Origin of the sequence: Micromonospora sp. CA-246542 (assembly GCF_050942905.1) — a bacterium.
In the GTDB taxonomy this organism is placed as follows: Bacteria; Actinomycetota; Actinomycetes; order Mycobacteriales; family Micromonosporaceae; genus Micromonospora.
The window spans coordinates 5,175,745-5,188,976 of record NZ_CP192040.1; the positions used below are offsets into that span (position 1 = coordinate 5,175,745).

Genomic DNA, 13,232 nt, shown 5'->3' on the forward strand with positions numbered 1-13,232 from the left:
CCTGCGGCAATCGAGGCTCGACGTCGCGAACCCAACGGCGGGTCCAGGTGCTCTCTACAGAGCTGCCGTGACGGCGACGAGGAGGAGGCCCGTGACACAACAGACCTGGGACGAGGTGGGCGGCCTGTTGCCGCACGACGAGTTCCGCGCCGCCAGCGAGGCCATCGTGGCCAACATCGAGCAAGTCATCGAGGGCAAGACCGCCACCGTGCGGCTGGCCCTGGCCGTGCTGCTCGCCGAGGGCCACCTCCTCATCGAAGACGTTCCCGGCGTCGGCAAGACCAAGCTGGCCAAGGCCCTCGCACGGTCCATCGACTGCACGGTCCGCCGGATCCAGTTCACCCCCGACCTGCTGCCCAGCGATGTCACCGGCGTCAGCGTCTACAACCAGGAGACCCACGACTTCGAGTTCCGCCCCGGCGCGGTCTTCGCCAACCTGGTGGTCGGCGACGAGATCAACCGGGCCTCGCCGAAGACCCAGTCGGCGTTGCTGGAGTGCATGGAGGAACGGCAGGTCACCGTCGACGGCGTGACCTACCAGCTCCAGACCCCGTTCATGGTCATCGCCACCCAGAACCCGATCGAGATGGAGGGGACGTACCCGCTGCCCGAAGCGCAGCGCGACCGGTTCACCGCCCGGATCGCGATGGGTTACCCCGACGCCGGCGCGGAGCTGGCGATGCTCGACGGCCACGGCGCCACCGATCCGCTGCACGAGCTGCGTCCGGTCTCCGACGCCGACATGGTCCGGCAGCTCATCGCCACGGTCCGGCAGGTGCACGTCGCGGACGCGGTCAAGCAGTACGCGGTCGACCTGGTCACCGCTACCCGTGAGGCCCACGACCTGCGCCTCGGCGCGTCCCCCCGGGCGACGCTGCAACTACTGCGCACGGCCCGGGCGGTCGCCGCGCTGGAGGGCCGCGACTACGTCCTCCCCGACGACCTGCAGGCCCTGGCGGTGCCGGTGCTGGCGCACCGGATCATCCCGACCGCCGACGCGCAGCTCGCCCGGCGCACCACCGACGCGATCGTCTCCGAGCTGGTGCACCGGCTGCCCCTGCCGCACGACCGTCAGCGCAACCAGTACGACACCCGGCCCGCCACCGGCAACGGCCGCGCGCCCTACGAGCCGCGGAGGCCATGACGTGCGTGCCGGGCTGCGCGGGCTGACCACCCGCGGGCGCTCGTTCCTGGCCGCCGCGGTCGCCGCGGCGGTCTCGGCCGTCATCCTGGGCGAGAAGGACCTGCTCCGGGTCGCCCTGTTGTTGGCCATCCTGCCGTTACTGGCCGCCGCCTACGTGGGCCGCAGCCGCTACAAGCTGGCCTGCAACCGCTCGCTGGACCCGCACCGGGTTCCGGTCGGGGCCAACTCGAGGATCGTGCTGCGCCTGCAGAACCTCTCCCGGCTGCCCACCGGCACCCTGCTGCTGGAGGACCGGCTCCCCTACGCGCTGGGCAGCCGGCCCCGCGTCGTGCTGGAACGGCTCGGCGCGCACCAGGCCAGCTCCGTGGCGTACACGGTCCGCGCGGACGTGCGCGGTCGCTACGACGTGGGTCCGCTGGTGGTCCGGATGACCGACCCGTTCGGTCTCTGCGAACTCACCCGCTCCTTCCCCAGCACCGACCACCTCACGGTCATCCCGCAGGTCACCCCCCTGCCGTCGGTCCGGCTCCCCGGGGAGTACGCGGGCAGCGGCGACAGCCGGGCGCGTTCGGTGGCGGTCCACGGCGAGGACGACGCGGCGACCCGGGAGTACCGCCGGGGCGACGACCTGCGCCGGGTGCACTGGAAGTCCACGGCGCGCACCGGCGAGCTGATGGTGCGCCGGGAGGAGCAGCCCTGGGAGAGCCGCGCCACCGTCGTGCTGGACACCCGGGCGTACGGCCACCGGGGTGACGGGCCGACGGCGAGTTTCGAGTGGGCGGTCTCGGCCGCCGCGAGCATCGCCGTACACCTGCGCCAGGCCGGCTACAAGCTGCGCCTGGTCACCGGCTCTGGGGTCGACGTGGACGCCTCGGAGGGCGGTGGCGACGGCGTGCTGCTCGACCATCTGGCCGAGGTGCGGTTGGACCAGCGGGCCGACGTCACCGGGCTGGTGCAGCGGGTGCGGCAACGCGCCGACGGCGGGCTGATCATCGGGCTGTTCGGCGCGGTGAGCATCGCCGAGGCCGAGCTGCTGGCCGGGCTGCGCGGCAACGGCGCGACGTGTGTCGGTTTCCTGTTGGACAGCTCCACCTGGCTGAGCCTCCCCGAGAAGGCGCGCGCCGAGGCGGAGCACGCGCACGGCGCCGCCGTGCTCACCATGGTGCGCAGCGGCTGGCGCGCGATCGGCGTCGACCACGGCAGCCGGCTGCCGGCGCTGTGGCCGCAGGCGGGCCGCGGTTCCCAGGGCTTCGCCCTGCGGGCCGCGCTGGCCGAGACGGTCGCTGGCCGCGTCCGATGAACGGAAGGTCCCCCTCATGATCGCCAGCCGGAACACCGGTCTGGTCGCGGCCGCCGCGACGCTGCTCGCCGCCGCGCCGCTGTCGGCCATCTTCCAGACCTGGACGTGGCTGATCCAGTGCGCGATAGCGGTCGCCGTGGTGGCCGGGGTCGCCGCGCTGACCCGGCTCGTCCGCGCGCCGCTCTGGGGCCAGGTGCTCGGCATGCTGGCCGCCCTGCTGCTCGCGCTGACCTGGCTGTTCCCGAGCGGCAGCGAGCTGGTGGCCCTCCTGCCCACGCCGAGCACGATCGGGCACTTCGCCGATCTGCTCGCCGGTTCGGCACAGGACATGCGCTCGTACGGCGTCGAAGTCCCGGACACCGATCCGCTGCTGTTCATCACCGTGCTCGGCGTCGGCGGGGTGGCCGTGCTGGTGGACGTGCTGGCCGTGGGACTGCGCCGGCCGGCGCTGGCCGGACTGCCGATGCTCGCGATCTACTCGGTGCCGGTCGCCGTCTACGTGGACAGCGTCCCCCCACTGCCGTTCGTGGTGGGCGCCGCCGGTTACCTGTGGCTGCTGGTGACCGACAACATCGACCGGGTGCGCCGGTTCGGGCGGCGGTTCACCGGCGACGGCCGGGACGTGGACGTGTGGGAGGCGTCGCCGCTGGCGTCCGCCGGACGTCGGCTCGCCGTGGTCGGCGTGGTGCTGGCCGTGGTGCTGCCGCTGGCGGTGCCCGGCCTGAGCGGTGGGCTGCTCGACCGGATCACCGAGGGCACGGGTAACGGCACCGGCAACGGTCGGGGGGTGGGTGGCTCGTCCGGCCGGATCGACCTGTTCGCGTCGCTCGCCGGCCAGCTCAACCAGTCCGAGGTGGTCGACCTGGTCAAGGTGACCACGTCGGAGCAGAGCCCGTTCTACCTGCGCTACGCGGTCGCCGACGAGTTGCGCCCGAACGGTTTCCAGGCCCGCGCCGCGAGTGGCCGGCCGGTCAACCGCGATCTGCCCGATCCGGGCGAGCGGGTCGTGCCGGGGGTGCAGCAGGCCGAGTACCGGGCGACCGTCGAGGTGACCAAGAGCCTCAGCATGTCCCTGATGCCGGTGTACGCCGAGCCGGTGCGCACCCAGGACCTGAACAGCAACTGGTTGTACGACACCAACCAGCAGATCGTGTTCTCCAACCGGGAGAGCTCGCGGGGGCGTAAGTACTCGTTCGACTACATCCGCTCGACGTACACCCCGGCGACCCTGCGGGCCGCGAAGACGCTGCCGGCCGAACACCCGCTCCGCCGGCAGCAGACCGCCACCCCCGGGCCGGTGCCCGAGGTGGAGGAGCTGGTCCGGGGGCTGATCCAGGGCAAGCGGACCGACTACGACCGGGTGCTCGCCATCTACCAGCACTTCTCCGCGGACAACGGGTTCACGTACCGGTTGAGCACCGCGAGCGGCAGCAGCGGCCAGGACATCGTGAACTTCCTGACCAACAAGGTCGGTTACTGCCAGCAGTACGCCGCCGCGATGGCCTGGCTGGTCCGGTCGGCCGGCATCCCGGCGCGGGTCGCGTTCGGGTTCACCAACGGCAGCAGGCGCGACGGCGACACGTACACGCTGACCAACCTCAACCTGCACGCCTGGACCGAGGTCTTCTTCGACGGGATCGGCTGGGTGCCGTTCGACGCCACCCCGGCGTCCGGCGTTCCCGGCTCCACCCGGTCGGCCTGGGCACCGGACACGGACGCCCCCGAGCCGTCCACTCCGGAGGCGGGCGCCACGGACAGCCCGAGCGGCGCGGACTCGTCGGCCGGGCCGACCGGCCCGGACAACGCCGACCGGGACACCGACTCCGGGCTCTCCCTGGGGGATTCGCGGCCGACTGAGCAGGCCCCGGTGTGGCCCTGGTGGGTGGCGGCCGTACTCGCGCTGGTGGCACTGCTGGCGGTGCCGGCACTTCGTCGTCGGGCGCTGCGTCGGCGGCGGGCCGGCCGGGCGGACGTCGCGGCTGCCGCCGCCGCTATGGGCGACGGGCCGCCGACCGACGACGCGCGCGTGATGGTGGTCGAGGCGGACCCGGGTCGCGCTCGCGCCGACGCCCACGCCGCCTGGGCCGAGTTGCTCGACACGCTCGTCGACTACAAGGTGCGGGTGGACCTGACCGAGACGCCCCGGGCGACCGCGGACCGGCTGGTCCGGGACTCTCTCCCCGACGACGCCGAGGCCATCGGGGCGGCGCGGCTGCTCGGCCGTGCCGAGGAGCGGGCCCGGTACGCGCGCGCTCCGCTGACCGGTGAACCGTTGCCGTCCGCGCTCCGCGCGGTCCGTGGGGCGCTCTCGTCCCGGGCGGATCGACGGACCCGGCTGCTCGCCGCCGTGTTGCCGCCCTCGGTGCTGCTGCGCTGGCGGATCGCACTGGCGGACTCCTCCGGCCGCCTGGTGGCGCTGACCACCCGGATGCGCTACCGGCTGCTGCGCTGGAACCCGCGCCGGTTGCTGGCCGATCGAGCCGCCCGCTGACCGACGCCCGCAAGCGCGCCGCGGCGGCGCCCCGGCCCAACGCCGGGGCGCCGCCCCAGTACCAGGTGCGGTCCCCGGATCCCAGGTCCCAGCCCCAGCGGCCAGGTCCCAGGTCCCAGCCCCATCGGCCAGGTCCCAGGGTGCCAGCCCCAGCCCCAGCCCCAGCCCCAGCCCCAGCCCCAGCCCCAGCGATCTTGCACTTTCTGTCGCGACATAAGGGGTATCCCACTCATACGGACGACAGAAACTGCAAGATCGGCGCGATCTCGGAGGGACGCGCGGTGCGAGCACGGCCGCACGGCGCGAGCACGACGGCGCGGTGCTCGGGGCATGGCGGAGCGACGGCGGCCACCGGGGTCATCCCGATGGCCCGCTCGTCGCGATGGTCGGCCCGCCTCAGCGGCGGGACGCGCTCAGCGGTGCCCCTCCGGGCGCTGCCGCCATCGGTCTTCCATCCGGTCCAGGATCGACCGTCGGCGACCGGACCGGCCACCGCGGGGACGACGACGACTCGTCGTGCCACCCACCACGTGCAGGTCGGGTGACTGCGCCCGCCGGTGCGACTGCACCGCGAACGCGGCCGACGCCAGCATGACGACGAAGCCCGCCACCGCCAGCGGTGGAGTCTTGATCACCGCGCCATAGACCAGTAGGGCCAAGCCAGCGATGATCACGCCGGCTGCGACGAGCAGGCGACGCCGCGCGTGGAAGCGCGGATCGCTGGCGCGCACGGCCGAGGCGAATTTGGGGTCCTCGGCAAGCGACCGCTCGATCTGCTCGAACAGCCGCTGCTCGTGCTCCGAGAGCGGCACGGCACTCCTCCCCGGTCACGTTGGTCGGCCCACTCGGGCCGACAGACCGTGGCAGCCAACCGGCTGCTTACCCGCAAGTCTACGAGGGGGGTCGCGCGTCGGAAAGCGGGACGACCTACGGGTGGGGTGGATTTTCCTTTCGATGAGCGTCACGGTCGGCTAACAGACTGGCCGGACCTATGACGGACCGCCCGAATCGGGCAGCGGCGGCGTCCGCGGCAGCTTCCGCCTCCCGCCAACCACGCTCGGGCGCGCCGAGGGTGAGCTGCCGGGGCGCGCCCTGCGCCGAGGTGAGCCCCTCGACCCGGACACCGACGAGGCGGATCCGCTCAGCCGGGTCCAGCGCGGTGTAGAGCGCCCAGACCGTGTCGAACATCTCCCGGGCCGTGTCGGTGGGTACGTCGAGGGTGCGGGAGCGGTTGACGGTGCGAAAGTCGGCCAGTCGTACCTTCAGGGTGACCGTGCGCCCGACGTGGCCGGCGCTGCGCAGCCGGACGCCGACCTTCGCGCTGAGCGCGAGCAGGGCACGGCGGATCTCCATCGGGTCTGCCACGTCGGCGTCGAAGGTCACCTCGGCGCCGATCGACTTGTCGACGTGTTCGGGGCTGACCCGGCGCGGGTCACGCCCCCACGCCAGCTCGTGCAGGTGCGCCGCGGACGCCGCGCCCACCGCTTTGCGCAGCATGCCGACCGGGGCCTCGGCGAGGTCCCCCACGGTGGCCAGGCCGAGCCGGCGCAGCGTCTCGGCGGCCCGCTCCCCCACCCCCCACAGCGCGTCCACCGGAAGCGGGTGCAGGAAGTCGAGGACCTGCCCGGCGGGTACGACCAGCAGGCCGTCGGGCTTGGCCCGGGTGGAGCCGAGCTTGGCCACGAACTTGCTCGGCGCCACCCCGACCGAGCACGTCAGCCCCTGCTCGTCGGCGACCCGCTGGCGGATCAGCCGGGCGATGGTGGCCGGCGGGCCGAACAGTTTGCGGGCGCCCGTGACGTCGAGGAACGCCTCGTCGAGGGAGAGCGGCTCGACCAGCGGGGTGACGTCCCGGAAGATCTGCATGACCGCCCGCGAGGCGGCCGAGTACGCGGCGAAGTTGGGCGGAAGGTAGACGGCGTGCGGGCAGAGGGCCCGGGCCCGGGAGGTCGGCATGGCGCTGCGCACGCCGTAGCGGCGAGCCTCGTAGCTGGCCGAGCTGACCACGCCACGCGAACCCACACCACCCACCACGACCGCGCGGCCGCGCAGCTCGGGGCGGGCCCGCACCTCCACGGAGGCGAAGAACGCGTCCATGTCGACGTGCAGGATGCCGCTGGCGGAGTCGTCGGCGTCCGGCCCGAAGCGCGGATCACCGCCCCGGGGCAACGACTGACTGCGGCCCATCGGTGCAGGTTATCCCCGAGGTACGACACCAGCACCGGCCGGCTGGCCGGACCGCGCCCCGGTCAGCCCCGCACGACCAGCAGCGGCACGGTCAGCTCGGCGGCGGTGTCCGCCCCGTGGTACGCGACCAGCTTCGACGCCTTCGGCGGCTCGGTGCGACTGGCCAGCACGGCGTACGTGTCGTTGCAGGTCACCACGACGTCACCGATCCGGCCCAGGTGCTCCTCGGGCACCGGCCCAAACCAGCCGGTGGCGATCATCTCCGCGCGGGTACGCACCCGGGCCGCGTCGCCGAGCACCGCCGACCAGGCGGCCACCACGTCGTCCACCGCTCCCGGCTCGGTGTGCAGGTAACGCACCCGGGCCTCGCCGGCCACCACCCGCAGGCCGTCGCGCAGCCGTGGATCGGTGTCCAGGTCGAAGCGGTGCGCGACGGGAATGTCGAGTTGCCCGTGGTCGGCGGTGACCAGCAGCGCCGCGTCCGACGGTAGCCCGTCGACCAGCCGGGCGAGCAGCAGGTCCACCTCGGTGGCGGCGCTTCGCCACGGCGCCGAGTCGACCCCGCTGAGGTGCCCGTGCCGGTCGAGGTCGGGATGGTAGCCGGAGACCAGGGTCGGCCCGTCGCCGGCGGCCAGCGCGGCCAGCATGTCGGTGGCCACCTGATCCGCGCCGGCGGCGCCCCGGAAGTCGCCACCCCGGTTGGCGGCCAGGGTCAACCCGCTGCCGCCGAACTCCGGCCGGCTCACCACCGTCGTCGTCACACCGGCGGCGCGGGCCCGCTGGGGTTGGGTGGGTACCGGCTGCCCGCGCAGCGGCGACGGGTCGGCGGCCCAGTCGGTGTGGGTGAGCACCCGGTCGGTGCCGGGCACCCGCACCGTGAAGCCGAGGACCCCGTGCGCGCCGGGCGCGACGCCGGTGCCCAGCGTCACGAGGCTCGTCGGAGTGGTGGACGGGAAGCCGGCGACGAGGGCCGACCCACCGTCGCGGCCAGCCCGGCGAGCGTCGGGGCGTACGGCGCGGCGGTCGGCACCTGGTACCAGCCGAGCCCGTCGACGAGCAGGACGGCGATCCGGCGTACCCCGGCCAGGGCGGGCGTCAGGCCGAGCGGGTCGGGCAAGCCGGGCACGCCCAGTACGGCGAGCGCGCTGGGCAGCACGTCGGCGAGCCGGCCGCCGGCCCGGTCGGGTGCGAGGACCGCCAGCGGCGGGTCGAGGCTGGTCACCGGACCGCTGGCAGTACGCCCGTCGGCGGTCAGCTCGGAGCCGGACGAGCCGGCAGACGTACCCCCGTCGGCGGGCCGCACCGGACGGGTCATGCCGGTCGGCGGGCGAACAGGTGCAGTTGGGCGGCCAGATCCCGGTAGGGGGGTTGGGCGGCCAGGGCCAGTTCCAGCTCGACCAGGGCCGCGGGCTGCCCGTCGGAGACGGCGGCCGGCAGCAGGTCGGCGAGCACGCGTACCCCGTGGATGTCCTCGACCTCCAGCCCGGCGGCGGTGAGCAGCGCGACGGCCTCGGGGGCGTCGTAGCGGCGGCGCAGGGTGTCGCGCGGCCCGGCGCTGCCGGCCGCGTCGGCGGCCAACGACGCCGCGACGTCCAGGTGCCCGTTCATGGCGCGGCCCAGCACGGCCGCCGCCCGGCCGGCCACCAGCACGCTCGCCGCGCCGCCGGGACGCAGCGCGGTGGCCAGCGCGGCGACCACCGGCGCCGGGTCGTCGACGACCTCCAGGACGGCGTGGCAGAGCACCAGGTCGACCCCGGCCGGCTCGACCAGCCCGGCGAGGGCGTCGCCGTCGCCCTGCACGGCGACGACCCGATCGGCGACCCCGGCCTCGGCGGCCCGGCGGGTCAGCGCGGCGAGCGCGTCGGGGCTGGCGTCGACGACGGTGACGCGGTGCCCGGCCCGGGCCAGCGGGACGGCGAAACCGCCGGTGCCCCCGCCGATGTCCAGCACGGTCAGCTCGGCGTCGCCGCGCCGGTCCAGCTCGGCGCGCAGCACCGACCAGATCACGGCGGTACGGGGGGTCAGCGGCGGCGCGGCGAACCGGCCTCGGGTCTGCTCCACCCGGTCGAGCCTAGTGGTCAGGACTGGGTGCCCTCGACCGCGTCCTCGGCCCGGGATCGACGCTCGTTGGCGACCGGACCGTTCGTCACCTCGTACTCGCGGGGGTCGGTGAGGTGCGACGGCATCCAGCCGGCACCCAGCCGGGTCCGCCGGGCGTTGGCGATTCCGCCACCGGTGTACGCGTGGTTTCCCATCACTTGTCAGTCCCCCTCACGGATCACGGGCCGCTCTGCCCGCTCAGGACGAGTCTCCCGCTCCGCGGCGACAGAAACCGTAATGTGGATCACTGTTCAGCGGAAGTCGCGGGACGCGGGACTGACCGGCGGCTCAATGGCGTCCAGCCGGTCGGCGACCAGGTTGGTCACTCCCTCGTGGCGTTGCAGTCGCCCCCGGACCACCAGCGCGGCGCTGGTGCGGGCCACCCGCCGATAACGCTGCCACAGACCCGGTGAACAGGTGACGTTCAACATCCCGGTCTCGTCCTCCAGGTTGAGGAAGGTCACCCCACCAGCGGTCGCCGGGCGCTGTCGGTGGGTGACGATGCCGCCGACCCGGATCCGCTGGCCCGGCTCCACCCGACCGAGCCGGGCGATCGGCACCGCGCCCAGCACGTCGAGCTGCCCCCGGATGAACCGGGCCGGGTGGCTCTCCGGCGACAACCCGGTGGCCCACACGTCGGCGACCAGCCGATCCACCGCCTCCATGCCGGGCAGCGTGGGCGCCGCCACGCCGGTCACCGTGCCGGGCAGCCGGCCCGGCCGGTCCTGGGCCGCCGCGCCGGCGGCCCAGAGCGCCTCCCGCCGGGTCAGCCCGAAACAGGCGAAGGCGTCCGCGGTGGCCAGCGCCTCCAGCTGAGCGGCGGTCAGGCCGACCCGCCGGGCCAGATCCGGCATGTCACGGTACGCCCCACCGACCGTCCGCTCGGCCTCGATCCGCTCGGCCACGTCCGACCCGAGGGTACGTACGCTGGACAGCCCCAGTCGGACGGCCGGACCGCCCAGCCCCCAGGCGTGCGGCGGCTCCCCCGGCTCGCTGCCCCACCGGGTGTCCGGGGTGGACTCGAGCACCGCCAGGGCCCCGCTGGCGTTGATGTCCGGACGGCGGACCTCCACCCCGTGCCGGCGGGCGTCGTCGACCAGGGTCTGCGGCGAGTAGAAGCCCATCGGCTGGGCGTTGAGCAGCGCCGCCAGGAACGGGGCCGGGTGGTAGCGCTTGAGCCACGAGCTGGCGTACACCAGGTAGGCGAAGCTCATCGCGTGGCTCTCCGGGAAGCCGTAGCTGGCGAACGCGGTGAGCTTGCGGTAGACGTCGTCGGCCAGCTCGCCGGTGATGCCCCGCTCGGCCATCCCGGCGTAGAGCCGGTCGGCGATGCGGGTCATCCGCTCGACCGACCGTTTCGCGCCCATCGCCCGGCGCAACTGGTCGGCCTCGGCCGCGTCGAACCCGGCCAGGTCGATGGCGAGCTGCATCAACTGCTCCTGGAACAGCGGCACCCCCAGGGTCTTCTCCAGCGCGTTACGCATCAGCGGGTGCGCGTACGTCACCGGCTCCTGACCGTTCTTGCGCCGGATGAACGGGTGCACCGAACCGCCCTGGATCGGGCCGGGACGGATCAGTGCCACCTCGACCACCAGGTCGTAGAACTCGCGGGGCTTGAGCCGCGGCAGGGTGGCCATCTGGGCACGGCTCTCCACCTGGAACACCCCGACCGAGTCGGCCCGGCAGAGCATGTCGTAGACCTCGGGATCGTCGAGCGTCATGTCGCCGAGATCCAGCCGGGACCCGATCATGTCGTAGCCGTAGTGCAGGGCGGAGAGCATGCCCAGGCCGAGCAGGTCGAACTTCACCAGGCCCACGGCTGCGCAGTCGTCCTTGTCCCACTGCAGGACGCTGCGTCCGGGCATCCGCCCCCACTCCACCGGGCAGACCTCGATCACCGGACGGTCGCAGATCACCATGCCGCCCGAGTGGATACCCAGGTGCCGGGGGAACGTCTGGAGCTCGTTGGCGTACTCCACCACCTGCTCCGGGATGCCCTCGACGTCGACCGTGGCGACCGAGCCCCACCTGTCGATCTGCTTGCTCCAGGCGTCCTGCTGACCGGGTGAGAAGCCGAACGCCTTGGCCACGTCCCGCACCGCGGACCGGGGTCGGTAGGAGATGACGTTGGCGACCTGCGCGGCGTGTTCCCGGCCGTAGCGGGTGTAGACGTGCTGGATCACCTCCTCGCGCCGGTCGGACTCGATGTCCACGTCGATGTCCGGTGGGCCGTCCCGCTCCGGGGCGAGGAACCGTTCGAAGAGCAGCCGGTGCCGGACGGCGTCCACGTTGGTGATCCGCAGCGCGTAGCAGACCGCCGAGTTGGCCGCCGATCCCCGGCCCTGGCAGTAGATGTCCTGCTCGCGGCAGAACGAGACGATGTCGTAGACCACCAGGAAGTAGCCGGGGAAGCCCAACTCCTCGATCATGTTCAGCTCGTGGTCGAGCTGCGCGTACGCCGCCGGGTGCGCCTGCGGCGGCCCGTAACGCTCGTGTGCCCCGTCGGCGGTCAGCTTGCGCAGCCAACTCATCTCGGTGTGCCCCGGCGGCACCGGGTACGCCGGCAGCTGCGGCGCGACGAGCTGGAGGTCGAAGGCCAGCTCGGCGCCGAACTCGGCGGCCCGCGCCACCGCGCCCGGGTACGCGGCGAACCGCGCCGCCATCTCCGCGCCGCTGCGCAGGTGGGCGGTGGCCGCCGCGGGCAACCAGCCGTCGATCTCGTCCAGGCTGCGCCGGGCCCGGACCGCGGCGACGGTGGTGGCCAGCCGACGCCGGCCGGGGCTGGCGTAGTGCACGTTGTTGCTGGCCACCGTCGGCAGCCCGGCCGCGGCGGCCAGCTCGGCGAGCGCGTCGTTGCGGTCGGCGTCGACCGGATGACCGTGGTCGGTCAACTCCACCGCCACCGTCTCCGCGCCGAAGAGCGCGGTCAACCGGTCCAGCTCACGGGCCGCCGCGTCCACCCCCTCGGTGAGCAGCGCCCCCGGCACGTGCCCCTTGCGACAGCCGGTCAACACCAGCACGTGATCCTTCAGCTCGGCGGCGACCTCCTCCAGCTCCCCGTAGACCGGGCGGCCCTTCTCCCCACCACGTAACTGGGCGCGGGCGATGGTGGTCGCCAGCCGGGCGTACCCCTCGTGGCCGTGCGCCAGCACCAGCAGGTGCGCGCCGTGCGGGTCGGGTTCGCCGTTCTGCGGGCCGGGCAGCCCGAGCGACAGCTCCGCGCCGAAGATGGTCGGCAGGCCCAGCATCCGGGCCGCCTCGGCGAACCGGACCACCCCGTAGAAGCCGTCGTGGTCGGTGACGGCCAACGCGGTGAGCCCCAGCCGGGCCGCCTCCTCGGCCAACTCCTCGGGGTGGCTCGCGCCGTCGAGGAAACTGAAGTTGGTGTGCGCGTGCAGCTCCGCGTAGGGCACCACCCCGTCGGGACGAGCCAGCTCCGGCGGCTCGTACCGCTCGCGGTGGCGACTCCAGGCCGGCGAGTCACCGCCGTCGGCGTCCACGGCGAGCGGATCCACCACGTGCAGGTGCCGCTCGGCGCGCGGCCGCCCGCCGCCGGCCCGGCCGGAGAGCACGCTCTCCAGCTCCGACCAGGGCATCTTCGGGTTGTGAAAACTCATCCGGCCGCTCCGACCACTCCGACCGCACTGGTCGGCCCGGCACTGGCCCGCCTGACGCCGATCCGACCGGCGCTGGCCCGACCGACGTCGGTCTGTCCGGCGGCGGTCCGCCCGGCACTGGCCGGCCGAGGGGTGGTGGCGCGGCCGACCAGACGCAGGTTGGTGGACGGCCGCGTCGACGACGAACACGACGGCGGTCGTCCCGCCGGCGGCGAGAGGTGCGATGAGCGTGATGACTCACAGGCATATTTATTCCCCTGAGTCATCACGCTCATGAGGACATCCGCCTCCCGGCCGGTGCCGCACCCCGCTCGGTCAGTGCCGCACCTGCCAACACCAGATCCGTCGACGCCCGACATGTCCCCGCCGAAAAGACCGACCCTGATCAGGCCG

8 protein-coding genes and 1 pseudogene are annotated in these 13,232 nt (G+C 73.6%); 3 read left to right on the forward strand and 6 right to left on the reverse strand.

Going from position 1 to position 13,232, the window contains the following annotated elements:
* The first annotated feature begins 91 nt into the window (after positions 1-91).
* Genes ACQP0N_RS23840 through ACQP0N_RS23850 form a run of 3 tightly spaced genes read left to right on the forward strand, consistent with a single transcriptional unit; the run spans position 92 to position 4,935 of the window.
* Entirely contained in the window at positions 92-1,144 is a 1,053-nt protein-coding gene (locus ACQP0N_RS23840; protein ID WP_433114237.1) for an AAA family ATPase, read from the forward strand.
* Position 1,145: 1 nt separating this feature from the next.
* Positions 1,146-2,444 (forward strand): DUF58 domain-containing protein, encoded by a 1,299-nt coding sequence (locus tag ACQP0N_RS23845; protein WP_396799183.1) that lies wholly within the window; start codon positions 1,146-1,148, stop codon positions 2,442-2,444.
* A gap of 16 nt (positions 2,445-2,460) precedes the next feature.
* Positions 2,461-4,935, forward strand: coding sequence for a transglutaminase TgpA family protein (locus ACQP0N_RS23850; RefSeq protein WP_433114239.1), 2,475 nt, complete (start codon positions 2,461-2,463; stop codon positions 4,933-4,935).
* Between the two features lie 413 nt (positions 4,936-5,348).
* On the opposite strand, the gene ACQP0N_RS23855 is transcribed toward ACQP0N_RS23850, so the two are convergent.
* The 6 genes and pseudogenes from ACQP0N_RS23855 to ACQP0N_RS23880 all read right to left on the reverse strand — a co-directional run bounded on the left by ACQP0N_RS23855 (position 5,349) and on the right by ACQP0N_RS23880 (position 12,839).
* The gene (locus ACQP0N_RS23855) at positions 5,349-5,747 is read right to left on the reverse strand and encodes a DUF3040 domain-containing protein (protein ID WP_007463044.1); all 399 of its coding nucleotides are present in this window, start codon (positions 5,745-5,747) and stop codon (positions 5,349-5,351) included.
* A 115-nt stretch (positions 5,748-5,862) separates the two neighbouring features.
* Positions 5,863-7,122 (reverse strand): DNA polymerase IV, encoded by a 1,260-nt coding sequence (locus ACQP0N_RS23860; protein ID WP_433114241.1) that lies wholly within the window; start codon positions 7,120-7,122, stop codon positions 5,863-5,865.
* Between the two features lie 62 nt (positions 7,123-7,184).
* Positions 7,185-8,400: pseudogene (locus ACQP0N_RS23865) on the reverse strand (alkaline phosphatase family protein).
* Positions 8,401-8,433: 33 nt separating this feature from the next.
* A complete protein-coding gene (locus ACQP0N_RS23870; protein WP_433121784.1) occupies positions 8,434-9,204 on the reverse strand; it encodes a methyltransferase domain-containing protein in 771 nt (256 codons plus the stop codon).
* On the reverse strand, positions 9,201-9,380 hold the full coding sequence (locus ACQP0N_RS23875) for a hypothetical protein (RefSeq protein WP_433114243.1): 180 nt from the start codon (positions 9,378-9,380) through the stop codon (positions 9,201-9,203). Before ACQP0N_RS23875 ends, ACQP0N_RS23870 begins: the two co-directional genes overlap by 4 nt.
* A gap of 93 nt (positions 9,381-9,473) precedes the next feature.
* On the reverse strand, positions 9,474-12,839 hold the full coding sequence (locus ACQP0N_RS23880) for an error-prone DNA polymerase (protein WP_433114245.1): 3,366 nt from the start codon (positions 12,837-12,839) through the stop codon (positions 9,474-9,476).
* Between the last annotated feature and the right edge of the window lie 393 nt (positions 12,840-13,232).

Bases quoted from the DNA above. Each gene is read 5' to 3' on its own strand.
- ACQP0N_RS23850 (WP_433114239.1), top strand. From the start codon at position 2,461: ATGATCGCCAGCCGGAACACCGGTCTGGTCGCGGCCGCCGCGACGCTG.
- ACQP0N_RS23860 (WP_433114241.1), bottom strand. From the start codon at position 7,122: ATGGGCCGCAGTCAGTCGTTGCCCCGGGGCGGTGATCCGCGCTTCGGG.
- ACQP0N_RS23880 (WP_433114245.1), bottom strand. From the start codon at position 12,839: ATGAGTTTTCACAACCCGAAGATGCCCTGGTCGGAGCTGGAGAGCGTG.